Source organism: [Lactobacillus] rogosae (assembly GCA_900112995.1).
GTDB lineage: Bacteria > Bacillota > Clostridia > Lachnospirales > Lachnospiraceae > Lachnospira > Lachnospira rogosae.
In genome coordinates this window covers 94292-120088 of sequence record FONU01000006.1, presented here as the reverse complement: position 1 = coordinate 120088, position 25797 = coordinate 94292, and the positions used below count along the sequence as shown (strand labels likewise).

Sequence of the window (25797 nt, the reverse complement as noted above, 5' to 3'; positions counted from 1 at the left end):
TTGGGCTTATATTATTGTTAATGAAATATTGATATTAAGGAACGCTTCGGCGTTCCTTTTTTATGTAATAGGAAATTCCAATAGAATCCCCTATTACATAAAAGGCACTATATGCCGATGATGCACACTCGCACGAAGATGTATTTTGTCGCAAGCGACCGTGCTCGGTGCGAGAATGTGTTTCACACATTCTTTTTTATTTCATAGCGAATTATATTAGAAAATTAATGTGACTCTGTGCTTTTGACAAATTTTGCATATTAAGTTATGTATACTTATTTTCGTTGCAGGAAAGCATTTTCTGTAAACTATTATGCAGGGTATACCTGATTGTGCAATGGAGGTGAGAGTGAATTGTAATATACATTGATGTATTATTTGGAATTAATTATTGTATGGATTTGATTGTTATGGTTATGGTAAACAAAATAATGCATTATCATACATCACTGCCCCGTCTGCTGCTTTCTTCCACTTTGGGGGCAATATGGTCAGTCATTGCAATATGTATTCCGGATGAATATAGGCTTTTCGTTAATTGGTGCACATATTTAATCATCACTGGATTAATGCTTATGATAATTAATAGTCCATTAAATATTATCAAGGGAAGTTCAGGAAAGATTAATTGGTTTGCTATAAGGAGTTATATAAAGGACTTGTTAAAAGGCGTAGCGGTAATGATTGGCATAGCAGTATTTCTTGGCGGTGCGATACATTTACTCGTGTACTATACATATGTTGGCTTTGTAATAAAGAATATAATGATAAACAACAGGCAGTTGGTTATATATGCAGTCGTGGCGTATCTTATGCTCATCATACTGGTACGAAGCAAAGAGAAGCTCAATAGAAAAATGCAGATATATGTAGTAACAGTGGTTATTGGGGACGAACGTATTACATTAAAGGGAATGATAGACACTGGAAACCAGCTTAGTGATTATTATTGTAATAAACCAGTAAATGTTATGGATAAGAAATGTTTTGACAAGGTTCTTTCTAAGATAAATGATTACAGCAGAATAAGATATCATCTTATTCCATACAGGAGTGTAGGTATGGACACAGGAATGATAGAGGTAATTACAGCAGATTACATATACATATCCAATGATGTTAAGACGAAAGCTTATAAAAATGTGCTTATAGGATTGTCAGAGGTATGCGTATCACAGGCAGGGGAATATCAGGCACTTATTAATGGACATATGATGCAATAATGAGCACAAAGATGCTCATCATATGCACCCCCAAAAGCGTCACGGGACATATGATGCAATAATAAACAGGGTATGTCGGCGGTGCTTTCGTATTCCTGTAAAGACAAAAGAAAGCACCGTAGAAAAGAGGAGTAAGATAGTGATTAAAGTGGCAGTTGCAGATCGTTTTCAGCTTAAGGTGGTACCTTCTATTAAGAATTTTTATATGATGGGGACAAGAGAAGTTCATTATATAGGAGGTACAGAGGTGCTGCCAGCACCGCTTGATATTGAGGAGGAGAAAAATGTGCTGGCAATGTTAAAGACTGATAATGACGATTATGCTAAGAAAATGCTTATAGAACATAACTTAAGACTTGTTGTATACATAGCCAAGAAATTTGATAATACAGGTGTTGGAGTAGAGGACCTTATATCAATTGGCACAATAGGTCTTATAAAGGCAATTAATTCATATGACAGGGATAAGAATATAAAGCTTGCAACTTATGCTTCAAGATGTATAGAGAATGAAATTCTTATGTATCTTAGAAGAAATAGCAAGGTAAAAGCAGAGGTGTCAATTGATGAACCACTCAATGTTGACTGGGATGGCAATGAACTTTTGTTATCTGATATTCTTGGAACTGAAGATGATGTGTGTTATAAAGACCTTGAAAATGAGGTTGAGATGAAAGCATTAAAGAGGGCGATTGGCAATTTGTCTGAGAGGGAGAGAATTATAGTCGATTTAAGATATGGTCTTAGTGATAAAGATGGAGAGGAAAAGACACAAAAAGAGGTCGCTGATATGCTTGGAATATCGCAGTCATATATATCAAGACTTGAAAAGAAGATTATAAAGAGATTAAAAAGAGAAATGGTGAGAAGCTGTTAAACATTTTACTTGACAATCCGCTTGTATTCTAAGAAAATAGAAAGGGTATGGATTGGAGAGATAATAATGAATAATAAGAATAATACATCATTTAAGTGGGACAGAATATTCGGAGTGGCTTCATTAGCAGCTATATTAATATTTGCCGTAATGTTATATATTGACTGTGGAGCTTCGATAAGGTCAATTATGAATATAGGAAAGACAACATCAGATGAGGTAACTGATGATGGGCTTTTGCAGAACAATGAGGATAATAGCGAAGAAAGTAATAATAAGACAATTAACTGGTCGTCTAAGGCAATAGTCTGTATAGATGCTCCTCACGGTGGAAGTGATACAGGACAGTACGACGGAACTAACTATGAAAAGACACAGATGTTATCTTTAGCTGACAGCGTTAAGAATGAGCTTGAAAGTGCTGGCGTTACAGTTGTTATGACAAGAACAACTGATACATCGGTGGATTATACCAAGCGTATAGAGATATGCAATAACGCCAAAGCAGCGGCACTTGTGTCATTTCATAGGGATATTACTGATAAGTCAGGAAGCAGTAAGGGAATAAGTGCATGGATTCATACATCTTCACCATCTAACTCTAAAAGCCTTGCAAGTGATATTATGGAAGAGTTAAATGGAGTAGATGTAAGCTTATCGGGAGTGAATACGGGTACTCCTGATAATAAGAGCAAAGATTATTACCTGAACCAGCACAGCAAAGTAGCGAGCTGTATAATAGAGTTAGGCAATATGTACAGCAGTAAGGATAATAAACTTGTAACAACAGATATAGACAATACAGCTAAGCTTATAGCTGATGGAATTATGAAATACTTAGAACAGGCAGGTTATACGAATGGCAGTAATTAATCAGAAGAACATAAGAAATTTTTGTATTATAGCACATATTGACCACGGCAAGTCAACTCTTGCCGACAGAATTATAGAAAAGACAGGACTTCTTACAAGCAGGGAAATGCAGGAGCAGGTTCTTGATAATATGGATATTGAGAGGGAGAGGGGAATTACAATAAAGTCGCAGACAGTAAGAACTGTATACAGGGCTCAGGACGGCGAAGAATATATATTCAATCTTATTGATACTCCGGGTCACGTTGACTTTAACTATGAGGTATCAAGGGCACTTGCGGCTTGTGATGGTGCTGTACTTGTAGTAGATGCGGCACAGGGCATAGAGGCACAGACACTTGCCAATGTATACCTTGCACTTGACCACGACTTAGAGGTATTTCCTGTTATTAATAAGATTGATCTTCCAAGTGCAGAACCAGACAGAGTCAAAGATGAGATTGAGGATATTATTGGAATAGAGGCTCAGGACGCTCCGTTAATTTCAGCAAAAAATGGTATTAATATTGAGGAAGTTCTTGAACAGATAGTAAAGAAAATACCAGCACCTACAGGTGATGCAGCTAATCCTTTATCTGCACTTATATTTGACTCGTTATATGATGCGTATAAGGGTGTTATTATATTTGTAAGAATAGTAGAGGGTACTGTAAAGAAGGGTACTAAGATAAGAATGATGGCAACCGGAGCAGTAGAAGAAGTAGTTGAGGTAGGTTACTTCGGAGCTGGTCAGTTCATACCTTGCGATGAATTAAGTGCAGGTATGGTTGGATATATTACAGCAAGTATCAAAAATGTTCAGGATACAAGAGTTGGTGACACTGTTACAGATAATGACAGACCAGTAGCAGAACCGCTTCCTGGTTATAAGAAGGTCAATCCTATGGTATACTGTGGTCTGTATCCGGCGGACGGTGCAAAATATCAGGATTTAAGAGAAGCATTGGAGAAGCTTCAGCTTAATGATGCTTCTCTCCAGTTTGAGCCAGAGACATCTATAGCACTTGGCTTTGGTTTCAGATGTGGTTTCTTAGGACTTTTACATCTTGAGATTATACAGGAAAGACTTGAAAGAGAATATAACCTTGACCTTGTAACAACAGCACCGGGTGTTATATATAAAGTCCATAAGACTAATGGTGAAGTTATAGACCTTACTAATCCGTCTAATATGCCTGATCCATCAGAGATAGACTATATGGAAGAACCTATGGTAAGTGCTGAGATTATGGTTACAACCGAATTTGTTGGACCTATTATGAAACTTTGCCAGGAACGCCGTGGTGTATACAACGGTATGGAATATATAGAACAGACAAGAGCACTGCTTAAGTATGACCTTCCGCTTAATGAGATAATATATGACTTCTTTGATGCGTTAAAGTCACGCTCAAGAGGTTACGCTTCATTTGACTATGAAATGAAGGGATATGAGAGGTCTAACCTTGTTAAGCTTGATATTCTTATCAACAAGGAAGAAGTGGATGCACTTTCATTTATTGTATTTGCAGGAAGTGCGGAGGAACGTGGAAGAAAGATGTGCGAGAAGCTTAAGCAGGAAATTCCTAGACAGCAGTTTGAGATTCCTATTCAGGCGGCTATCGGAAGCAGGGTTATAGCAAGGGAAACTGTTAAGGCACTTCGTAAGGATGTACTTGCCAAGTGTTACGGTGGTGATATTTCCCGTAAGAAGAAGCTTCTTGAAAAGCAGAAGGAAGGAAAGAAGAGAATGCGTCAGATTGGTAACGTAGAGATACCACAGAAAGCATTTATGAGTGTATTAAAGTTAGATGAAGAATAATAACGAACTGGGGATATATATACATATCCCCTTTTGTATGCAAAAATGTATATATTGTGATTTCTTATCTGCACCAGCAGATGATAAGACGAAAAGCAGTTATGTTAAAGCTTTAATTAATGAGATAGCATTAAGTGAGGCTGGTCTTGATAAAAATGTAACTTCAATATTTATCGGTGGTGGAACTCCGTCAGCAATAAATGCTGAATATATTAAAGATATATTAGAGGCTGTAAAGCAAAGATATCGTGTTGATGGCAATGCAGAGATAACAATAGAATGTAATCCAGGTACAATAAATAGTGAAAAAGCATACATTTACAGGGAAGCTGGGATTAACAGAATAAGCTTTGGATTGCAGAGCACTGATGATAAAGAGCTTCGTATGCTTGGAAGAATTCATACATTTGAACAGTTTAAGAACAGCCTTGCCATAGCAAGGAATGCAGGCTTTACTAATATCAATATAGACCTTATGTCAGCACTTCCGGGTCAGACCATAGAAAGCTTTACCAGAGTGCTAAAGGAGGCTGTATCACTTAATACAGAGCATATATCTGTATACAGTCTTATAATAGAAGAAGGCACAAGGCTGTATGATAACATAGACAATTATCCGGATATTCCTGATGATGATGACGACAGGAAAATGTATGCACTTACTAAAGAGATATTAGGTCAGGCAGGTTATGAAAGATACGAAATATCCAATTATGCCAAGGCAGGTTATGAATGTAAGCATAATCTTAAATATTGGGATAGAACCGATTATATCGGTTTTGGAATTGGTGCAGCTTCATTATGTAATCATAAAAGGTATACTAACATCAGCGATATTAATAATTATATTAAGGCATTATGTGTGGAATATGCTGATAATAAAGAAAGCAATAAAGAGTGTATTGTGGAAAATATAAAGAATATCCAAGAGACTCTTAAGAATTCTTTAGAAATAAATAATAACTGTCAGGACCTTAAAGAAAATATAGAGGTTCTCACGCTGGAAGATGAGATGGCTGAATATATGTTTCTTGGTTTAAGAAAGTCTGCTGGGATTGATATATGCGATTTTAAAGATATATTTGGAAAAGATATATACAGTGTATATAAAGAGCAGATAAAAGATAATATAGCAAAAGGTCTTTTGTGGCAGAATGGTACAAGAATAGCACTTACAGACAGAGGCATAGATATAAGCAATACTGTTATGTCTGATTTTGTGTAGAAATAAATATGCGTGGTGCTTATCGTCTGGATGGCGGTAAACACCACGCATATTTTATAACTCTGAAAAATTCAGTCAGGTAATTTAATTGACAGTATAGTTATATAATATATTATGCGGTTAATTCCTTAATAAAAGTTCTAGGTGTAATGCCTGTGTAAGCCTTGAATTCCCTCTGGAAATGTGCCTGGTCAGAATATCCGGCATTGGCAATATAATCGCTGTTTTCTTTGTATGGGTCATTTATAATATCAGATATGATTTTCTGAAATCTGATATTCTTGCAGTAATCTTTAGGACCTGCACCATATGCCGATTTGAATAATCTGTTAATGTGCCGTTCAGAGTACCCTGACATTTCGGATAAATCAGATATATGAATATTGCCGGAAGCTTTCTTTATCTCATTAGCCATATGTATGATATTGTCAGGGACAGCTATATATTTCTTGCTGACATTAAGGAAACATATTAAAGCTTCAAGTTGTCCGTCAAAATCTTTGGCTTGGATTAATTCAGATATAAGTCTGTATTCAAAAGACTCTGTGGCAGGTTCGTATTCAAATACCTGATTGGCAATTGAAGCTGGAAGCACGCTGTCATCAACGGATGGTGCAAAATAACAGCCTTTATCCGCAAAACGAATTCCAAAATAATAATCAAACTCTCCAAAAGTATAGTCAAAACGTCTGCTTACTGGTCCAATACAGTAGAAGGAAGAACGGCTGTTATTCTTATTATATCCTATTATCCATTCTGCACTAGAGCATGGAATAAGAGTGGATACTTTCCTACTTGCAGAGCCGGTGGTGTTGTCTATGGCGTATACAAGCATAGTCTGTGGCATGGTTATATATTTGTAATTGATGTGCTGTTTACCATCTGAGCTGTTATATATTGCTGGATTAAATAATAATGGCTGGTGTAAATGGTCTTTCATAAGTACCCTCCTGATTTTATAATTGCATTAATTGGTATTATTATAATATCGGTGTCAAAGTCATTTCACTTCTGATATTATATACATTAAAATAATGTTGATAAGTAGTATATTTGATTACATTTATAAAATAATAATAAAACAAATATTAAAAAAGTCAATAATATGTCCGATTTTTTCAATACTTATTTGGAAAGATATGTATAATTAAACACATAAATCAAACAGTTGATTGCACAAAGGCGTGTATCCATTATATATGGTTACACGTCTTTTTTTGTTTTATTTAACTATAGGAATAAAGCAGCCGTTTAGTAACAACTGTTATGATACCAGATGAAACCTGATCAACTTCATCAACCACAATAAAAAGTATTTGTCAAGGGTACATAAATAAATATTATGTGCCGGCGCGAACAGGGAGGAAACGAATATGGCAATAGAAGAATTAACAAGCTTGATAAGCGACCAGACATTTGGTATATGGTTTCTTATAGGTGCTGCATTAGTATTCTGGATGCAGGCAGGATTTGCAATGGTTGAGACTGGTTTTACCAGAGCTAAGAACGCAGGTAACATTATTATGAAGAACCTTATGGACTTCTGTATAGGAACAGTAGTATTCATAGTAATAGGTTTCAGTTTATTATTAGGTGAAGATTTATTTGGTTTTATTGGAAAACCTGGATTTGATATTTTTACAGCTTATGATAATTTCAATTTTTCAAGTTTTGTATTTAATTTAGTATTCTGTGCAACAACAGCTACTATTGTATCAGGAGCTATGGCAGAGAGAACAAAGTTCCTTTCATATTGTGTATATTCAGGTGTTATATCGGCACTTGTATATCCTATTGAAGCACACTGGATATGGGGCGGAGGCTGGTTATCACAGTTAGGCTTCCATGATTTCGCAGGTTCCTGCTGTATACATATGGTTGGTGGTATATCAGCTATTATAGGTGCTAAGATATTAGGACCTCGTATTGGTAAATTTGTTAAAGATGAAAATGGTAAGGTAGTTAAGGTTAATGCTTTCCCAGGACATAGTATTCCACTTGGTGCACTTGGTGTATTTATATTATGGTTTGGCTGGTATGGATTTAATGGTGCAGCTTGTACAACAATTGAGGATTTAGGTTCGGTATTCCTTACAACAACAGTTTCACCAGCAATTGCAACTGTAACTTGTATGGTATTTACATGGATTAAGTATGGTAAGCCGGATGTTTCAATGTGTCTTAATGCTTCACTTGCAGGACTTGTAGCTATTACAGCTTCTTGTGATGTAACAGATGCAGCAGGTGCAATAGTAATAGGTATTGTAGCAGGTCTTTTGGTGGTATTTGGTGTATGGCTTCTTGATTATAAGCTTCACATTGATGATCCGGTTGGTGCAGTAGCTGTTCATATGATGAATGGTATATGGGGCACAATCGCAGTTGGTTTATTTGCTACAAGCAAAGCCCCTGGTTATGCAATTGCTATTGAGAGTGGTGCGATTAAGGCAGAAGGTTTATTCTACGGTGGCGGATTTACACAGCTTGGACTTCAGTTATTAGGTTTTGTATCAGTAGCAGCATGGGCTGCTGTATGTATGACAATCGTATTCTTTGTAATCAAGGCAACAATTGGACTTAGAGCTACAGAGGAAGAGGAAATAAAGGGTCTTGATATATGTGAGCACGGACTTACAAGTGCATATGCAGGATTTGAACTTGGTACAGCAGGTATGCCAGATATAACATATGAAGATGTTGTATCAGTTGGTTCAGAAAGTATGGAAAATTCAGTTCCAGCTATGATTAAGACATCTGATATTCCAGATGAGAATAAGATTACTAAGGTAGAAATCCTTATGAAGCAGGAGCGTTTCGAAAAGTTAAAGAAGGCTATGAACGACATCGGAGTAACTGGTATGACAGTTACGCAGGTACTTGGCTGTGGCGCTCAGAAGGGTGCTCCAGAGTATTACCGTGGAGTTCAGATGGAAATGCAGCTTCTTCCTAAGGTACAGGTTGAAATGGTTATTTCCAAAGTCCCTGTAATGGATGTTATCAATGCCGCAAGAAAGGTACTTTACACAGGTCATATCGGTGATGGTAAGATATTCGTATATGATGTGGAAAATGTAGTAAAGGTTCGTACAGGTGAAACAGGATACGATGCACTTCAGGGCGAAGATGACTAATTCCCAATAAATTTGATTTAATATTACCCATAAAGATGTAGATACATTTTGGATATGACTGCTGTTAAGTGGCAGTGCGATATCAATAAAATGTGTCTGCATCTTTTTTGATTTTACAATTATTATAATATGCGTTAGTATGTCTATAATATATTAAAAGACAAAACGATTAAGTAATGTTTGGTATATTAAGCATTTTGTTAATAATAATATAATTAAACATAAAAGGCAGGAAAGGGATTAAGATATGGAAAGATATGATATAGCTATAATAGGAACAGGTCCAGCGGGTGTGTCAGCGGCAATAACTGCTAAGATAAGAGGCAGGAAAATACTCCTTATAGGTAATAACAAGATTAGTGATAAAGTGTCAAAGGCACATATAATAAAGAATTATCCTGGTTTTATTGATATTACAGGTAAGGAACTGTCACAGGCATTTAACAATCACCTTAAAAGTCTTTCAATAGATATAACAGAAGATATGGTGAATGCAGTGTATGCAATGGGAAAATATTTTCATATACAGGGCAAAAAGAATAATTATGAGGCACTTACAGTTATACTTGCAACAGGTGTAGATGTTACAAAGCCATATGCAGGTGAATATGAAAATCTTGGACGTGGTGTAAGCTATTGTGCTACCTGTGATGCCGCTTTATATAAAGAAAGAGAAGCGATAGTTATAGGATTTAATGAGGAGGCTTTAAGCGAAGCAGAGTTTCTTGCACAGACGGCTAAGAAGGTGTATTATATGCCTCTTTATAATAAGGATAAAGATATAAATACATTACAGGCAGGCAAAGATTCATTAAAAGATAATATTGATATTATTAAAGGAAAACCGCTGTCAATTGAGCGTAGGGAGGATAAAATGGTTCTTATTATGGAGGACAGAGAACTTGCGGCAGACGGAATATTTGTATTAAGGGAGTCGATGAAGCCAGCCCAGTTAGTTCCAGGAATTAAGATAGAAGATAACAAAGTAATTACAGATAAAAGTATGGCGTCTAATATAAAAGGTTTATATGCGGCTGGTGATATAACAGGAGTACCTTACCAGTATGTTAAAGCGGCAGGAGAAGGAAATGTGGCGGCACTATCAGCTGTTGGTTATCTTGCAGCTCTTAACAGGGCAGGGAAATAAGGAAAGATATAAAATAAAAAAACTATGTATTACATCAGGATTGGATAAGACTGACCTAAGTCCTGCCAGTTAGTTAAAGTAAGAGATTTTAACTAACTGGAATAGATGATGTAATACATAGTTTTTTGTTCTAATATTAAATACTGATTGATATTATTTTGGGTTCATATTATTGATTGCTGCTCATTAATTATTAATTCCGTGGTGTACATCAGGGCTTGATGTTGTCAAAGGAAGGAATGTGTATCCGTTAGCAAGTCCCCACTGGATTATGCTCTCAACTGCATCAACGCTGAAGCTCTTAATATCGTGCTGTAATACAACGGATACATTATGGCTCTGGATACCATTGATTACATTCTGGTATACCTCACTTGTGCTTGTTGTTCCACCGGCATCGCCGCTTGATACGTTCCAGTCATAGTATTTATAACCTTGGTCAGTAACATCTTTTGCAAGCTCAGTCATAATTCCTTTGCAGTATTTCTTGCTGACAGAATTAGAACTTCCACCTGGGAAACGTACTAATGTTGGACGGCTTCCAGTCTGCGAATATATAATATCTGACATTTCGTTCAAATCATCAAAATAAGCACCAACACTTGAATAGATCTGCTGGTAATTATGGGAAGCACTGTGTATTGCAACTGTATGTCCTGCAGCGGCTTCCTTCGCAATCATATTCTGATATCCGCTGTTTACATTGGTTACAAAAAATGTAACTTTTATGTTATATTTGGCAAGCACGTCAAGAAGCTGCTGTGTGTAAGCACCAGGACCATCGTCGAATGTAAGGTATACAACCTTTGAACCGGGATTGACAGCGGCAGAGTCAGCCTGCTTTACGGCTTCAACAGTTACAGTTCTGTCAATTGAGTTGGTGTTGCCAAATTTGTCAGTAGCTGTATATGTTAAAGTATAGTCACCAGAACGGTAATTCTTGACTTCACCAGATACTGTTATGCTGTCAGAAATGTCATTGCCGTGGGAATCTGTGGCAGCAGCACCGGTATCTTTGTATTTAGTTCCGGCTTTAATTGTTACATGGCTGTCACCATTGAGTGTGAGTGAAGGAGCAATTCCGTCATTATATTCAACAGTTCTTGTAACAGTTGTCTTATTGCCAGAGGAGTCGCTGACAGTGTAAGTAACGACATTGTCCTTTTCGTGGCGTGTAACCTTATCGGTAATATCACCATCATAATTGTCAGTGGCTGTAAAACCTTCTTCCTTATAAGCTTCACCTGTCTTAGGGTAATATCCCTCAACTGTGTTAAGTTCTATCACGGGAGCAGCTGTATCAACGACTTTAACTTCTCTTGTCTTAGTCGATGAAAGAAAGCCTTTCTTAGCTTTGTAATGTATATGGTATGTTCCGAGTTTAGAGCAGTCTACTTCGCCGCTTATTGATACATCAACAGATTTATTCTTAAAAGAAAGTGTATTGTATGAAGCAGAAGCTCCTTCCTCTGTATATGTATCACCATATTCTATTGTTTCGTTCTCTTTTCCATTTACAATGATATTGATGTTAAATAAGGAAAAAAATAAAATTATAAGAAGCAATAGTACAACTACAACAGAAGTAATTGCTATTATAAGCTTTTTGTTCTTAAGTTCTTTTGTAATCATAGGTGTTATCTCCTGACTTATTATTCTAACTAGAGCATTATATTCCTTTTTATAGAAAAAATTAACACTTTTTTGAAAAAAATATTAAATTTTTAAAAAGATTTTTTTGGAATGTATTTTAATAATATAGTAAAAATACTTTTGCATTCTGAATAATCAAATATTACAAAAATAGGTACAATAGATTTTAGATAATGGCTTTACTTTTTTGTCGAATAATACTAATATACATATATAGAGAGATTATTATCTCATATTTCGATTTAGGAGGTTATATAACAATGGCTAGAGAAAAACAGTCAATGGATGGTAATACAGCTGCTGCTCATGTTGCGTATGCGTTTACAGAAGTAGCTGGTATCTATCCTATCACTCCTTCCAGCCCAATGGCGGATGTTGTTGACCAGTGGTCAGCAGCAGGAAGAAAGAATATTTTTGGTAATACAGTAAAGGTAACAGAGATGCAGTCTGAAGCAGGTGCTGCTGGTACAGTACATGGTTCACTTGCAGCAGGTGCTCTTACAACAACATTCACAGCTTCACAGGGTCTTTTACTTATGATTCCTAATATGTATAAGATTGCTGCTGAACAGCTTCCTTGTGTATTTGATGTATCAGCCCGTACAGTTGCTACACAGTCACTTAACATTTTCGGTGATCATAGTGATGTTTATGCATGTCGTCAGACAGGTTTTGCTATGCTTGCTGAGACAAACCCACAGGAAGTTATGGACTTAAGCCCAGTTGCACATCTTGCAGCTATCGATGGCAAGGTTCCATTCATCAACTTCTTTGATGGTTTCCGTACATCACACGAGATTCAGAAGATTGAAAAGTGGGATTACGAAGATCTTAAGGAAATGTGCCCAATGGACAAGGTTGAAGAGTTCCGTGCTCATGCACTTAACCCTAACAAGCCAGCTATGCGTGGTTCACATGAAAACGGAGATGTATTCTTCCAGCATCGTGAAGCATGTAACACAGTATATGATGAACTTCCAGAAGTAGTAGAAAAGTACATGAAGAAGGTTAACGAGAAGCTTGGTACTAACTACGACTTATTTAACTACTATGGTGCACCTGATGCAGACAGAGTTATCGTAGCTATGGGTTCTATCAACGACGTTGCAGAAGAAGTTATTGATTACTTAACAGCTAAGGGTGAGAAGGTTGGTCTTGTTAAAGTAAGACTTTACCGTCCATGGTCATCTAAGGCACTCTTAAAGGTTCTTCCTAAGACAGCTAAGAAGGTTGCTGTTCTTGACAGAACTAAGGAACCAGGATCACTTGGTGAGCCACTTTACCTTGATGTTGCTACAACACTTCGTGAAGCAGGTCTTAACGATATCACATTAGTTGGTGGACGTTATGGTTTAGGTTCAAAGGATACTCCTCCTTCATCAGTATTCGCTGTATATAAGGAATTAGAGAAGGATGAGCCAAAGAACAGATTCACAATCGGTATTGTTGATGATGTTACTAACCTTTCACTTCCAGAGGTTAAGCCAGCTCCTATTACTTCAGCTCCTGGTACAGTAGAATGTAAGTTCTGGGGTCTTGGTGGTGATGGTACAGTAGGTGCTAACAAGAACTCTACTAAGATCATCGGTGACCATACAGATAAGTATATTCAGGCATACTTCCAGTATGACTCTAAGAAGACAGGTGGTATTACAATCAGCCACTTAAGATTTGGTGATAACCCAATCAGAAGTCCATACTATATCAATCAGGCTGACTTCGTAGCATGTCATAATCCTTCATATGTTGTTAAGGGTTATAAGATGGTTCAGGATGTTAAGCCAGGCGGAATCTTTATGATTAACTGCCAGTGGTCAGATGAAGAACTTAATCAGCATATGCCAGCAGAAGCTAAGCAGTATATTGCTAAGAATAATATCCAGCTTTACACAATCAACGCTATTGATAAAGCTATTGAAATCGGTATGGGTAAGAGAACTAACACAATCTTACAGTCAGCATTCTTCAAGCTTGCTAACGTAATGCCTATTGATGAAGCTGTTGAATATATGAAGGCAGCTGCTAAGAAGTCATACAGCAAGAAGGGTGATGCAGTAGTTGAGATGAACTATAAGGCTATCGATGCAGGTGTTGATGCAGTACATAAGGTAGAAGTACCAGCAGACTGGGCAACAGCAGTTGATGATAAGAAGCCAGTTGAAAGAACAGGACGTCCTGCTACAGTTAAGATGGTTAACGAACTTCTTGATCCTATCGGAAAGATGGATGGTGACAGCCTTCCAGTATCTGCATTTAAGGATATTGCAGATGGTCAGTTTGAGACAGGTGCTTCAGCATACGAGAAGAGAGGAACAGCCGTTATGGTTCCTGAGTGGGATCCAGCAAGCTGTGTTCAGTGTAACAGCTGTGCATTCGTATGTTCACATGCTACTATCAGACCATTCATTCTTGATGCTAAGGAACAGGCAGAAGCTCCTTCACAGATTAAGCTTGCTGATTCTAAGCATGCAACAGACACAACAATGAAGTACACAATGTCAGTATCTCCATTAGATTGTATGGGATGTGGCGAATGTGTTACTGTATGTCCTAAGGCTGGAGAAGCTCTTAAGATGGTTCCACAGGAATCACAGGCAGAAGAGCAGCCAGTATTCGATTATCTTGTAGCTAACGTAGGTAAGAAGGATATTAAGCCAGCATTAGTAAATACACCAATCGGTTCTCAGTATAACCAGCCACTCCTTGAGTTCTCAGGAAGCTGTGCAGGTTGTGCAGAAACATCTTATGCTAGATTAATTACACAGTTATTTGGTGAGCAGATGTATATTTCTAACGCTACAGGTTGTTCTTCAATCTGGGGTGGTCCAGCTGCAACATCACCATATACAGTAAACAAGGATACATTAAAGGGACCAGCATGGGCTAACTCATTATTCGAGGATAACGCAGAACATGGTTTTGGTATGTATCTTGGACAGAAGGTTCTTCGTGACCAGGCTATTGCCAAGATCGAAGAAATGGCTGCATCTGATAAGGCAACAGACAGCTTTAAGGCAGCAGCAGCTAAGTACCTTGAGACAAAGAATGATACTAAGGCAAACACACCAGCTACAGAAGCTCTTATTGCAGAACTTGAAAAGGCAGCAGCAGATGGATGCCCAATAGCTCCAGAAGTACTTGCTAAGAAGGATTACCTTGCTAAGAAATCTGTATGGATCTTCGGTGGTGATGGTTGGGCTTACGATATCGGTTTCGGTGGTCTTGACCATGTACTTGCTTCAGGTGAGAATGTAAATGTTATGGTATTCGATACAGAAATGTATTCTAATACAGGTGGACAGGCTTCTAAGGCTTCTAACATCGGTGAAGTTTGCCAGTTCGCTGCAGCTGGTAAGGAAATCGGCAAGAAGTCACTTGCTGAAATCGCTATGAGCTATGGCTATGTATATGTAGCACAGATTGCTCTTGGTGCTAACCCAGCACAGGCATTAAAGGCTATCGAAGAAGCTGAAAGCTACAACGGACCATCATTAATCATTGGTTATGCTCCTTGCGAACTTCACGGTATCGCTAAGGGTGGTATGAACCACTGCCAGGATGAAATGAAGAAGGCTGTTAAGGCTGGATATTGGAATCTCTTCTCATTCAACCCTGCATTAAAGGCTGAAGGAAAGAATCCATTCACATTAACATCTAAGGAAGGCGATGGCTCATATCAGGATTTCCTTAACAATGAGGCACGTTATACACGTCTTGTTAAGCCATTCCCAGAAAGAGCAGAAAGACTCTTTGCTAAGTCTGAGGAAGTTGCTAATGAGAGATATCAGCATTTACTCAAGCTTGTTGATTTATACAAGTAATTGTAAATTAAATACCTGAGTAATTATCTTTACAGATAATTATCCGGATATTATGGTTATGAACCCCTTAACATATAATTTAATTGTTAAGGGGTTCTTTTTTAAACAAAAGATTGGAGGCTTGTATGAGTGAAAAAGGTGCATTAAAAAACAAAAAAATAGAAGTAATAGCATTGGTAATCCTTGCGGCTTTTATAGTTGCACTTGGATTCCTTGTATACAGGTATAATAAGAATAAAGATTTCATATACGAGAAACATTTACAGGAAAATGTTATAACAATTAATAGTGAGAACATAACTTTGAAAGATTTCTCTTATTATGTGTATGTTGTGGAAAAGAAGATAAATGAGATGGCGTTACAGTATAATCCTGATGATGCTAATGAATTTTGGAATACACATTTTAAGAATTCACTTGACAGTGTGTTTACAAGGGATTATGCTAAACAACTGGCGATAGATTTATGTGAGTATGATTATATAATGGAATATGAGTCAACAGTATATAATCTATATCTGACAGATAGTGATAAGCAATCGTGCAAATCAAATGCACACGATACCTATGAAGATATGTCTGAAAAAGCTCATAATAATACTAAGCTGACAGAAGACGATATATATAACATCTTGTGTCGAAAGAAGCTTGTTGAGAAATATGTAACAAGAGCTGCACAGAAGGTACAGGAAGAAGGCTTTGAGGGCGACAGTTCGTTGTTTAATTATGATGGCGATTTCTACAAAGAAAAGATTAAGATTAAATATGATGTTACTGAGAATCACAAGCTGCTGGATAAAATAACAATGGGCAGAGTGACGGTTAATTAGAACGGAACACTTTAGCGGACAAGGAGAAAGACAATGACAAAGGATATGACAAAGGGTTCACCCCTTAGATTAATTCTTGGATTTGCATTTCCAATGCTTCTTGGAATGCTTTTTCAGCAATTTTATAATCTTGTTGACACAATGATAGTTGGTAAAACGCTTGGTGTGTCAGCACTGGCTGGTGTTGGCGCAACAAGCTCTATCAATTTTATGATTATTGGTTTTTGTATGGGTATATGCAGTGGTTTTGCTATTCCGGTTGCACAGCAGTTTGGTGCAGGGAAATACAGTGAACTTAGAAAATATGTATTTAATGGGTATGTATGCAGTGCAGTATTTGCTGTTGTTATGACGATATTGTCAGTTGTATTCTGTGCTCCGATATTAAGACTGCTCAACACGCCGGATGATATATTTATGCATGCTTATAATTATATTGTGATTATATTTGCAGGTATTCCAACCGTATTTTTATATAATATTGTGTCAGGTATAATTCGTTCGCTTGGTGACAGCAAGACACCTGTATATTTTCTTGTGTTGTCATCAGTCATAAATATAGCTTTGGATTTCATACTTATATTATATGTAAAGATGGGTGTTGCAGGAGCAGGCGTTGCAACTGTTGTATCACAGCTTATAGCAGGAGTTGGCTGTACAATATATATGTACAAGAAGTTTGACATACTTAAGGGCACTAAGCAGGAAAAAGTGATAAGTAAAAAACATATAAGCAACCTGTGCTTTATAGGGGTTCCTATGGGGCTTCAGTATTCGATAACAGCAATAGGAAGTACAATACTTCAGGCGGCAGTAAATGGACTTGGTTCGTCATATGTAGCGGCTATGACAGCTGGTTCTAAGATGTTTAACTTTACCTGCTGTCCATTTGATGCACTTGGTTCTACAATGGCAACATACGGAGGACAGAATGTTGGTGCTGGAAAGATAGACAGACTCGGAAAGGGCATAAAAGCTGCAATGTTAATTGGTGCAGTATACAGTGTTGTTGCACTTGTGGTGTTATATTTCTCGGCTGATTATATTGCACTCCTGTTCGTTGATGCAGGAGAAACTGCAATTATAGAATTGACAAGAAGATTTATAATGGCATCAGCATTGTTCTATATCCCGCTTACAGGTGTTAATGTATACAGATTCTGTATACAGGGAATGGGCTTTTCGGTATTTGCTATATTAGCAGGTGTATTTGAAATGCTTGCAAGAACACTTGTTGCAATACTTTTAATTCCACATATTGGTTTTAATGGTGCGTGTCTTGCCAATCCGGCGGCGTGGATAGCAGCTGATTTATTCTTAATTCCGGCATTTATACACTGTTGTAATAAGCTTAAGAGATATGAATAAAATCACGGTAACAGGGCAATCTTAATGTTATAGTTATCTGTTCAGGGCTGGTGGTGATGTTACATCACAGCACTGTGAGGTAATGTTAGCTGGTTGAGATTGTTTGAAAGGATGCCTATAATGAGTGATTTTAGCTGTAATGTTAAAGAGAATATTAAAAGGTTGGAAACCAGTCTTAACGTAGAACGTAATTTTGATATACTTCAGAGAGAAGTAATAATTGCGGGGCGTAAGGCTGGCTTCTTTTTTATAGATGGATTTGTTCGGGAAGATATGGCTGAGAAGCTTATGCAGTTCTTTTATTCGTTGAAAGAATCGGACATAACAAGTCTTGATATATTTCTGGAGAAAGGTATGCCTTATACAGAGGTTACAAGGAGTGGAAATGTTGATTATGTTATAACACAGTTTCTGTCAGGTGTATCTATTATGACGATAGACGGTTTTGATGAATGTCTGTTAATAGATTGCAGAACGTATCCTATGCGTTCAGTATCAGAGCCGTGGAAAGACAGGGTGTTAAGAGGTTCAAGGGATGGTTTTGTGGAAACACTTGTATCCAATGCGGCACTTTTAAGAAGAAGGATACGTGACCCAAGATTTTCTATGGAATTATATGGAGTTGGCAGACGTTCACGTTCAGATGTTGCAATATGTTATATATCAGACTCCGTTGACCAGAATATTCTTAATAGAATGAGAAAGCTTATACAATCAATAGATGTTGATGCGCTCACTATGAATATAGAAAGTCTTGCAGAGTGTATGTTCACACATAAATGGATTAACCCATTTCCGAAGTTTAAATACTCAGAACGCCCAGATACCGCGACAGCGGCAATACTTGACGGGAATATTGTAATTATGGTAGACAATTCTCCCGCAGTTATGATAATTCCAGCCTCTATCTTTGATATTATAGAGGAAGCGGATGATTTTAACTTTTCACCAATGATTGGCTCATATCTTAGAATTACAAGATTTTTCTTCTCTATTGTGACGTGGATATTAACTCCGTTATGGCTGCTTTTTGTAAACAATCCTGACTGGGTCCCTGAATTTATGAAATTCGTGCTTATAACAGATGATATAACCGTGCCTGTGCTTTTACAGCTCCTTATACTTGAACTTGCAGTTGATGGTCTTAAGCTTGCGGCAGTCAATACACCTACTATGTTATCGACACCTCTAAGTATTGTAGCAGGTATTGTTGTTGGTGAATATGCAGTTAGTTCAGGCTGGTTTAATCCGGAGGCACTTCTTTATATGGCGGTTGTAACAGTAGGAACTTATGGACAGACAAACTTTGAAATGGGTTACGCATTTAAGTTCTTAAGGGTGCTTACTCTTATACTCACACAGATATTTAATCTTGGCGGATTTATTGCAGGAGTTGTAATATCTGTGCTTATGATAGCGTTTAACAGGACTATAACGGGTAAGAGTTATATATATCCGCTTATTCCCTGGGATGGGAAAATGCTTAAGAGGAAGGTGCTTAGGGTCCGGCTACCGCATAGTTATAAGTAGAGACGTGTAAATTGGTAATACAAGTTTATATAATTTTTCTAATTAATTCCGCTTTTATTAATGGTAATTCCCAATAAATGTGATACACTTATATCATTAATGGAATTGTATTGTGATTTATTGATAATCTATGAGTGTTGGAGGAATTATGAGCAAGGTAATCGGAATTGATTTGGGAACAACTAATAGCTGCGTGGCGGTGATAGAAGGTGATACACCGACAGTTATAACTAATAGTGAGGGCTATAGAACGACACCATCAGTTGTTGCATTTACCAGGAACAAAGAACGTCTTGTTGGAGATACAGCTAGAAGACAAGCATCAGTTAATTCAGATAGAACCATTTTCTCTATCAAAAGATATATGGGTACGGATTATAAGAAGAAGATAGATGGCAAGTCGTATACACCGCAGGAGATTTCAGCATATATTCTGATGAAGTTAAAGAAAGATGCGGAGAATTTCCTAGGCGAAGAAGTTACAGATGCTGTTATAACAGTACCGGCATACTTTAATGATGCACAGAGACAGGCAACTAAGGATGCGGGTAAGATAGCTGGTCTTAATGTCCTTAGAATCATTAATGAACCAACAAGTGCGGCACTTGCTTATGGGCTTGATAATGGCAATCCTCAGAAGATACTTGTTTATGATCTTGGCGGAGGAACTTTTGACGTTTCGGTTATTGATATAGGGGATAATGTTATTGAAGTGCTTGCAACGTCAGGTGATAATCATCTTGGTGGAGATGATTTTGATGCAAGGCTTGTTAATTATCTTGTTGAACGCTTTAAAGAGACTGATGGAATTAATCTGTCTAAAGATGCTTCAGCTATGCAGAGATTAAGAGAAGAGGCTGAGAAAGCCAAGAAAGAATTGTCGTCTGCATTTAATGCCAATATTAATCTCCCATTTATTGCGATGGCTAAAGATGGACCACATCATATGGATATGAATATTTCAAGACAGCAGTTTAATGAGCTGACGGCTGATCTGGTTGATAAGACAGTTATTCCTGTTGAAAATGCTCTCCATGATGCAGGACTTAATAAGAATGATATAGGAATGGTGCTTCTTGTTGGAGGTTCAACAAGGATTCCGGCGGTTCAGGATAAGGTAAGGCAGATTATGGGAAAAGAACCATCAAGAAATCTTAATCCTGATGAGTGCGTGGCACTTGGTGCGGCGGTTCAGGGTGGCAAGCTTGGCAACCAGCTTATGCCAGGCTCAGCGGCATCAGAGATTATACTTATGGACGTAACACCTTTGTCTTTGTCAATAGAGACTGTTGGAGGAATTGCAAGCAGACTTATAGAGCGTAATACTACAATACCTACAAGACACAGCCAGATATTTACTACGGCTGGTAATTTCCAGACATCAGTAGATATTAAGGTATTTCAGGGTGAGAGAAGATTTACAAGGGATAATAAGCTTTTGGGTAATTTCAAGCTTAATGGTATCAAGAGGGCTATGGCAGGTGTTCCACAGATAGAGGTAACATTTGATATTGATGCCAATGGAATTGTCAATGTATCAGCTAAAGACCTTGGAACTGGAAGAGAGCAGTCTATTACGATAACTTCAAGCTCTAATATGTCAGAGGAAGAGATTGAGAGAGCTAAGTGGGAAGCGGAAGTGTATGGCGAGCAGGATAAGAAGAATGAGGAATACTGGAATTCGCATATTGAAGCTGAGAATACTTTAAAGAGAGCTGAGGGCGAATACAGCCAGAATAAAAAGGTATGGGATAAAGCTAAGAAGAAGGCTGTAAAGGAAGCTATGAACCAGTTGAAAAGAATTGTTGTCAAGTGTAAGCCTGAGAAGATGAATGCAGATTTAGCACATCAGTTAGATGAGCTTAGAATTAATCTTGAAAATGTTTTGAATAATTAACAGAAATCTGATATTATCTATAGAGTGTTATTTTATAGATAATATCAGTTTTTTATATAGATGTATACAGAATGGGAGGCAGATAAGTGGCAGCTGGTTCAACATATGGTAATATTTTTAAATTTATGACTTGGGGTGAATCTCACGGAGAGGGACTCGGAGTTGTTGTTGATGGCTGTCCTGCGGGAATTTCTCTTTGTGAAGAAGATATACAGAAGTTTCTTAACAGAAGAAAACCAGGACAGTCAAAGTATACTACACCTAGGAAAGAAGATGATAAAGTAAGTATTTTGTCAGGTGTATTTGAAGGAAAGACGACAGGAACGCCGATTTCTATGGTAGTATATAATAAAACACAGCGTTCAGCAGATTATTCTGAGATAGCAGGCTATTACAGACCTGGACATGCAGATTATACATTTGATGAAAAATATGGTTTCAGGGATTACAGAGGTGGCGGACGAAGTTCTGGAAGAGAGACTATAGGCAGGGTTGCTGCAGGTGCGATAGCTGTTAAGATATTAGAGGAGCTTGGAATAAATGTATGCGCATATTCATCTAGAATTGGCGGAATTAATATAGACTATAATAATTTTGATTTGAAAGAACGTGATAATAACGCATTTAATATGCCAGACAGTAATGCTGCTATGCAGGTTGAGAAGTACGCAGATGAGAAGCTGAAAGAGCAGGATTCAATGGGTGGAATAATTGAGTGTGTTGTAACTGGTATGATGGCTGGTGTTGGAGACCCTGTATTTGAGAAGCTGGATGCTAATCTTGCAAAGGCTATAATGTCCATTGGTGCTGTAAAAGGCTTTGAAATTGGTGATGGATTTGCAGCAGCAGACAGTACAGGAAGTACGAATAATGACAGCTTTACTATTAAAGATGGAAGGATTGTCAAAAAGACCAATCACAGTGGTGGTGTGCTTGGTGGTATGAGCGATGGCTCTGATATAATCATAAGAGCGGCAGTCAAGCCTACACCTTCAATAGCAAGAACTCAAGAGACGGTCAGCAAATCTGGCGAAGATATAGAGGTATCAATAAAGGGAAGACACGACCCAATGATAGTTCCAAGAGCTGTAGTTGTTGTCGAGGCGATGACAGCAGTTACGCTTGTGGATATGATATTTGCCAATATGACATCAAGAATTGACAGGATAACAGAGTTTTATAAGAGAGATTAATCAGGAATTATTTATTATAGAACAGAGTGATTAAGAGTTATATATTTGTTAGATATATAGATTGCATTTTATTAAGAGATGCAGATTATATATATTTGTTGAGAAATATAGGTTGTATATTTAAGGGCAATTAATTTAAGATTATATATAAGGAAAGAGAGAATATGTACAAGATATTAAAGACAGATGGAAGAGCAAAAAGAGCTGAATTTACAACAGTTCATGGAACTGTGCAGACACCTGTATTTATGAATGTTGGTACAGTGGCTGCTATTAAGGGTGCAGTTGCTACAACAGATTTACAGGAAATAGGAACACAGATAGAGTTATCCAATACTTACCACCTCCATGTAAGACCGGGTGATAAGCTTATAAAAGAGCTTGGAGGTCTTCACAAGTTTATGAACTGGAATAAGCCTATTCTTACAGATTCGGGTGGATTTCAGGTGTTCTCACTTGCGGGACTTCGTAAGATTAAGGAAGAAGGAGTAACTTTCCAGTCACATATAGATGGACATAAGATATTTATGGGGCCAGAGGAAAGTATGCAGATTCAGTCTAATCTGGGTTCGACTATAGCAATGGCATTTGACGAGTGTGCGCCTGCTAAGGCTGATAGAAAGTATATTATTAATTCAGTTGAGAGAACTACAAGATGGCTTGAGCGTTGTAAGAAGGAGATGAATCGTCTTAATTCACTTGAAGATACTATAAATAAGAGTCAGATGTTATTCGGTATTAATCAGGGGGCAATTTATGATGATATAAGAATTGACCACGCAAAGCGCATATCAGAGCTTGATCTTGACGGATACGCAGTTGGCGGTCTTGCGGTTGGTGAGACACACGAAGAAATGTATCACGTTCTGGACGAGGTTGTTCCATACCTTCCACAGAACAAGCCAACTTATCTTATGGGAGTTGGTACACCAGCTAATATCTTAGAGTCGGTTGACAGGGGTATTGATTTCTTTGACTGTGTATATCCATCAAGAAATGGACGTCACGGACACGTGTATACAAAGTTTGGAAAGATTAATCTTTTTAATGCAAAGTATGAAAAAGATACAGCACCTATTGAGGATGGCTGCCAGTGTCCAGCCTGCAGGAATTATTCCAGAGCATATATAAGACATTTGCTTAAGGCTAAGGAAATGCTTGGAATGAGACTTTGTGTGCTTCATAACCTTTACTTTTATAATCACCTTATGGAAGATATAAGGGGGGCTATTGATGCAGGAAATTATAAGAGCTTTAAGGATGAAAGATTGTATCTGCTTAAGACTTATGATAAGAAATAATTAATGGCAGTGCATAAATATTTAAAATCATAAAAATGCTATAAATTTATCATTAAACAATGGACATATGACCACAATTAAGGTATTATAACAATATTGAGCCTATATGAAGGCAAGTAATTAGGAGGAATATATATGGGACAGCTTGGTATTATTGTAGTATATGTAGTTGCACTTGGTGCATTAATGTACTTTTTCGCAATTAAGCCACAGAAGAAACAGCAGAAAGAACAGCAGCAGCTTATGGACTCTATGGAGATAGGTGATTATGTTCTTACAACAAGTGGCTTCTATGGTGTTATTCTTGATATAACAGAAGATGATGTTATCGTTGAATTTGGTAACAATAAGAACTGCCGTATAACAATGCAGAAGAAAGCAATTGCTCAGGTAGAAAAGCCAGCTTCATCAGAAGAATAATCAGAGAGAATAATAAATCAGAATTAAAAGATTTAGCTTCCAGTGCCGGTAAATGGTACTGGAAGCTTTTTTGTGTAATGGGAAATTCTGATAGGATTCTCTGTTATACAAAAAATATCATATGACGATAATACGCGTCCGCACGAAGATGTGGGTTGATGCAAACGACCGAATACGGTGCGAGAATGTGCTTTTTCTATTTTGATAAAAATGGGCGTTTTGATACTGTCGATATTGTACAAATACTTGAAAAATGCACTATTATGGAGTAATATATTAACCAATAGCCTGAAAGTGGGTTAATAAACTTAAGTAGGGCGTTAGTACAAGAAGGAAAGGCAGGATACGTTATGGATTGTAAAATAACTTTAATTCCCGGTGATGGAATCGGACCAGAGATAGTCGCAGAAGCAGTTAAAGTGTTAAATGCAGTGGCTGACAAATATGGACATAAGTTCGATTATACGAAGATTTTAATGGGAGGCTGCTCTATTGATGAGTGTGGAGTACCTCTTACAGATGAGGCAGTAGCAATTGCTAAGGCTTCAGATGCAGTGCTTCTTGGTGCTGTTGGTGGCAACGTGGGTAACTCAAGATGGTATGATGTTGCACCTGACCTAAGACCAGAGGCAGGATTATTAAAAATTCGTAAGGATTTGGAGTTATTTGCTAATATTCGTCCTGCATATTTATACAATGAGTTAAAGACAGCCTGCCCTCTTAAGGAAGAGATAATCGGCGATGGCTTCGATATGGTTATTATGAGAGAGCTTACTGGCGGTCTTTATTTTGGTAAAAGACACACAGAAGAAGTTGATGGACTTATGACTGCTGTAGATACTCTTACATATAATGAAGAAGAGATTAGAAGAATAGCAATCAAGGGTTTTGAAATTGCTATGAAGAGAAGAAAGAAAGTAACAAGTGTTGATAAGGCGAATGTACTTGATTCTTCAAGACTTTGGAGAAAGATTGTACACGAAGTTGCTAAAGATTATCCAGAAGTTGAATTAGAGGATATGCTTGTAGATAACTGTGCTATGCAGCTTGTTATGAATCCGGGACAGTTTGATGTAATTCTTACAGAGAATATGTTCGGTGACATTCTTTCAGATGAAGCAAGTATGATAACAGGTTCTATCGGTATGTTATCATCAGCAAGCCTTGGTAAGACTAAGTTAGGCTTATATGAGCCAAGCCATGGTTCAGCACCAGATATAGCAGGAAAGAATATAGCTAACCCTATAGCAACTATCCTTTCAGCAGCTATGATGTTAAGATATTCACTTGACCTTGATAAGGAAGCAGATGCCATTGAGGCAGCAGTTGCAGCAGTCCTTAAGGAAGGCTACAGAACAACAGATATTTATTCAGAAGGCTGCACAAAGGTCGGAACAGACAAGATGGGTGACCTTATAGCAGAGAGAGTATAAATAAAGTATAGACAGTAATGATAAATGTTTCCTGGCAGCATAATGTATAAAAGCTGGATAATTAGTGAAGCAGT

18 protein-coding genes are annotated in these 25797 nt (G+C 37.5%); 16 read left to right on the top strand and 2 right to left on the bottom strand.

What is annotated here, in order from left to right:
* The first annotated feature begins 353 nt into the window (after positions 1–353).
* From BM157_RS02880 to hemW, 5 genes are all read left to right on the top strand, one after another.
* A complete protein-coding gene (locus tag BM157_RS02880) occupies positions 354–1223 on the top strand; it encodes a sigma-E processing peptidase SpoIIGA (RefSeq protein ID WP_318255787.1) in 870 nt (289 codons plus the stop codon).
* A 136-nt stretch (positions 1224–1359) separates the two neighbouring features.
* Positions 1360–2100: an RNA polymerase sporulation sigma factor SigE gene (sigE, locus tag BM157_RS02875; protein WP_055175005.1), complete on the top strand. Its 741-nt coding sequence runs from the start codon at positions 1360–1362 to the stop codon at positions 2098–2100.
* A gap of 66 nt (positions 2101–2166) precedes the next feature.
* Positions 2167–2973, top strand: coding sequence for an N-acetylmuramoyl-L-alanine amidase family protein (locus BM157_RS02870; protein ID WP_055174359.1), 807 nt, complete (start codon positions 2167–2169; stop codon positions 2971–2973).
* Positions 2960–4774: a translation elongation factor 4 gene (lepA, locus tag BM157_RS02865; RefSeq protein ID WP_055174360.1), complete on the top strand. Its 1815-nt coding sequence runs from the start codon at positions 2960–2962 to the stop codon at positions 4772–4774. The genes BM157_RS02870 and lepA overlap by 14 nt, the downstream gene beginning before the upstream one ends.
* Positions 4764–5999, top strand: a complete 1236-nt coding sequence (gene hemW, locus BM157_RS02860; RefSeq protein ID WP_022501383.1) for a radical SAM family heme chaperone HemW — start codon at positions 4764–4766, stop codon at positions 5997–5999. Before lepA ends, hemW begins: the two co-directional genes overlap by 11 nt.
* Positions 6000–6111: 112 nt before the next feature.
* Here hemW and BM157_RS02855 read toward each other — a convergent pair whose 3' ends face one another.
* A complete protein-coding gene (locus BM157_RS02855) occupies positions 6112–6939 on the bottom strand; it encodes a helix-turn-helix domain-containing protein (protein WP_055307051.1) in 828 nt (275 codons plus the stop codon).
* A gap of 433 nt (positions 6940–7372) precedes the next feature.
* Between BM157_RS02855 and BM157_RS02850 the strand changes: the two genes are divergently transcribed.
* On the top strand, positions 7373–9130 hold the full coding sequence (locus BM157_RS02850) for an ammonium transporter (protein ID WP_055174363.1): 1758 nt from the start codon (positions 7373–7375) through the stop codon (positions 9128–9130).
* A gap of 247 nt (positions 9131–9377) precedes the next feature.
* A complete protein-coding gene (locus tag BM157_RS02845) occupies positions 9378–10277 on the top strand; it encodes an NAD(P)/FAD-dependent oxidoreductase (RefSeq protein WP_022501380.1) in 900 nt (299 codons plus the stop codon).
* A 186-nt stretch (positions 10278–10463) separates the two neighbouring features.
* Here BM157_RS02845 and BM157_RS02840 read toward each other — a convergent pair whose 3' ends face one another.
* A complete protein-coding gene (locus BM157_RS02840; RefSeq protein WP_022501379.1) occupies positions 10464–11909 on the bottom strand; it encodes a polysaccharide deacetylase family protein in 1446 nt (481 codons plus the stop codon).
* Between the two features lie 281 nt (positions 11910–12190).
* Between BM157_RS02840 and nifJ the strand changes: the two genes are divergently transcribed.
* The 9 genes from nifJ to leuB all read left to right on the top strand — a co-directional run bounded on the left by nifJ (position 12191) and on the right by leuB (position 25723).
* The gene (gene nifJ / locus BM157_RS02835; RefSeq protein ID WP_090139867.1) at positions 12191–15751 is read left to right on the top strand and encodes a pyruvate:ferredoxin (flavodoxin) oxidoreductase; all 3561 of its coding nucleotides are present in this window, start codon (positions 12191–12193) and stop codon (positions 15749–15751) included.
* Between the two features lie 125 nt (positions 15752–15876).
* Positions 15877–16581: a hypothetical protein gene (locus BM157_RS02830; RefSeq protein WP_022501377.1), complete on the top strand. Its 705-nt coding sequence runs from the start codon at positions 15877–15879 to the stop codon at positions 16579–16581.
* A 33-nt stretch (positions 16582–16614) separates the two neighbouring features.
* Positions 16615–17949 carry an MATE family efflux transporter gene (locus BM157_RS02825; RefSeq protein ID WP_022501376.1) on the top strand — a complete coding sequence of 445 codons (1335 nt, stop codon included), beginning with the start codon at positions 16615–16617 and terminating at the stop codon, positions 17947–17949.
* Between the two features lie 120 nt (positions 17950–18069).
* Positions 18070–19479: a spore germination protein gene (locus tag BM157_RS02820; RefSeq protein WP_090139865.1), complete on the top strand. Its 1410-nt coding sequence runs from the start codon at positions 18070–18072 to the stop codon at positions 19477–19479.
* A 148-nt stretch (positions 19480–19627) separates the two neighbouring features.
* Positions 19628–21376, top strand: a complete 1749-nt coding sequence (gene dnaK / locus BM157_RS02815) for a molecular chaperone DnaK (protein ID WP_055307046.1) — start codon at positions 19628–19630, stop codon at positions 21374–21376.
* 125 nt (positions 21377–21501) lie between these two features.
* Positions 21502–22569, top strand: a complete 1068-nt coding sequence (gene aroC, locus BM157_RS02810; RefSeq protein WP_090139897.1) for a chorismate synthase — start codon at positions 21502–21504, stop codon at positions 22567–22569.
* Positions 22570–22733: 164 nt separating this feature from the next.
* The gene (gene tgt, locus BM157_RS02805; RefSeq protein WP_090139862.1) at positions 22734–23870 is read left to right on the top strand and encodes a tRNA guanosine(34) transglycosylase Tgt; all 1137 of its coding nucleotides are present in this window, start codon (positions 22734–22736) and stop codon (positions 23868–23870) included.
* Between the two features lie 135 nt (positions 23871–24005).
* The gene (gene yajC, locus BM157_RS02800; protein ID WP_022502748.1) at positions 24006–24290 is read left to right on the top strand and encodes a preprotein translocase subunit YajC; all 285 of its coding nucleotides are present in this window, start codon (positions 24006–24008) and stop codon (positions 24288–24290) included.
* Between the two features lie 350 nt (positions 24291–24640).
* Complete coding sequence (leuB, locus tag BM157_RS02795) at positions 24641–25723, top strand: 3-isopropylmalate dehydrogenase (RefSeq protein WP_055174367.1); 1083 nt, start codon at positions 24641–24643, stop codon at positions 25721–25723.
* The last annotated feature ends 74 nt before the right edge of the window (positions 25724–25797 follow it).

Bases quoted from the DNA above. Each gene is read 5' to 3' on its own strand.
- BM157_RS02870 (WP_055174359.1), top strand. From the start codon at position 2,167: ATGAATAATAAGAATAATACATCATTTAAGTGGGACAGAATATTCGGA.
- lepA (WP_055174360.1), top strand. From the start codon at position 2,960: ATGGCAGTAATTAATCAGAAGAACATAAGAAATTTTTGTATTATAGCA.
- hemW (WP_022501383.1), top strand. From the start codon at position 4,764: ATGAAGAATAATAACGAACTGGGGATATATATACATATCCCCTTTTGT.
- BM157_RS02855 (WP_055307051.1), bottom strand. From the start codon at position 6,939: ATGAAAGACCATTTACACCAGCCATTATTATTTAATCCAGCAATATAT.
- BM157_RS02850 (WP_055174363.1), top strand. From the start codon at position 7,373: ATGGCAATAGAAGAATTAACAAGCTTGATAAGCGACCAGACATTTGGT.
- BM157_RS02845 (WP_022501380.1), top strand. From the start codon at position 9,378: ATGGAAAGATATGATATAGCTATAATAGGAACAGGTCCAGCGGGTGTG.
- BM157_RS02840 (WP_022501379.1), bottom strand. From the start codon at position 11,909: ATGATTACAAAAGAACTTAAGAACAAAAAGCTTATAATAGCAATTACT.
- nifJ (WP_090139867.1), top strand. From the start codon at position 12,191: ATGGCTAGAGAAAAACAGTCAATGGATGGTAATACAGCTGCTGCTCAT.
- BM157_RS02830 (WP_022501377.1), top strand. From the start codon at position 15,877: ATGAGTGAAAAAGGTGCATTAAAAAACAAAAAAATAGAAGTAATAGCA.
- BM157_RS02825 (WP_022501376.1), top strand. From the start codon at position 16,615: ATGACAAAGGATATGACAAAGGGTTCACCCCTTAGATTAATTCTTGGA.
- BM157_RS02820 (WP_090139865.1), top strand. From the start codon at position 18,070: ATGAGTGATTTTAGCTGTAATGTTAAAGAGAATATTAAAAGGTTGGAA.
- dnaK (WP_055307046.1), top strand. From the start codon at position 19,628: ATGAGCAAGGTAATCGGAATTGATTTGGGAACAACTAATAGCTGCGTG.
- aroC (WP_090139897.1), top strand. From the start codon at position 21,502: ATGACTTGGGGTGAATCTCACGGAGAGGGACTCGGAGTTGTTGTTGAT.
- tgt (WP_090139862.1), top strand. From the start codon at position 22,734: ATGTACAAGATATTAAAGACAGATGGAAGAGCAAAAAGAGCTGAATTT.
- yajC (WP_022502748.1), top strand. From the start codon at position 24,006: ATGGGACAGCTTGGTATTATTGTAGTATATGTAGTTGCACTTGGTGCA.
- leuB (WP_055174367.1), top strand. From the start codon at position 24,641: ATGGATTGTAAAATAACTTTAATTCCCGGTGATGGAATCGGACCAGAG.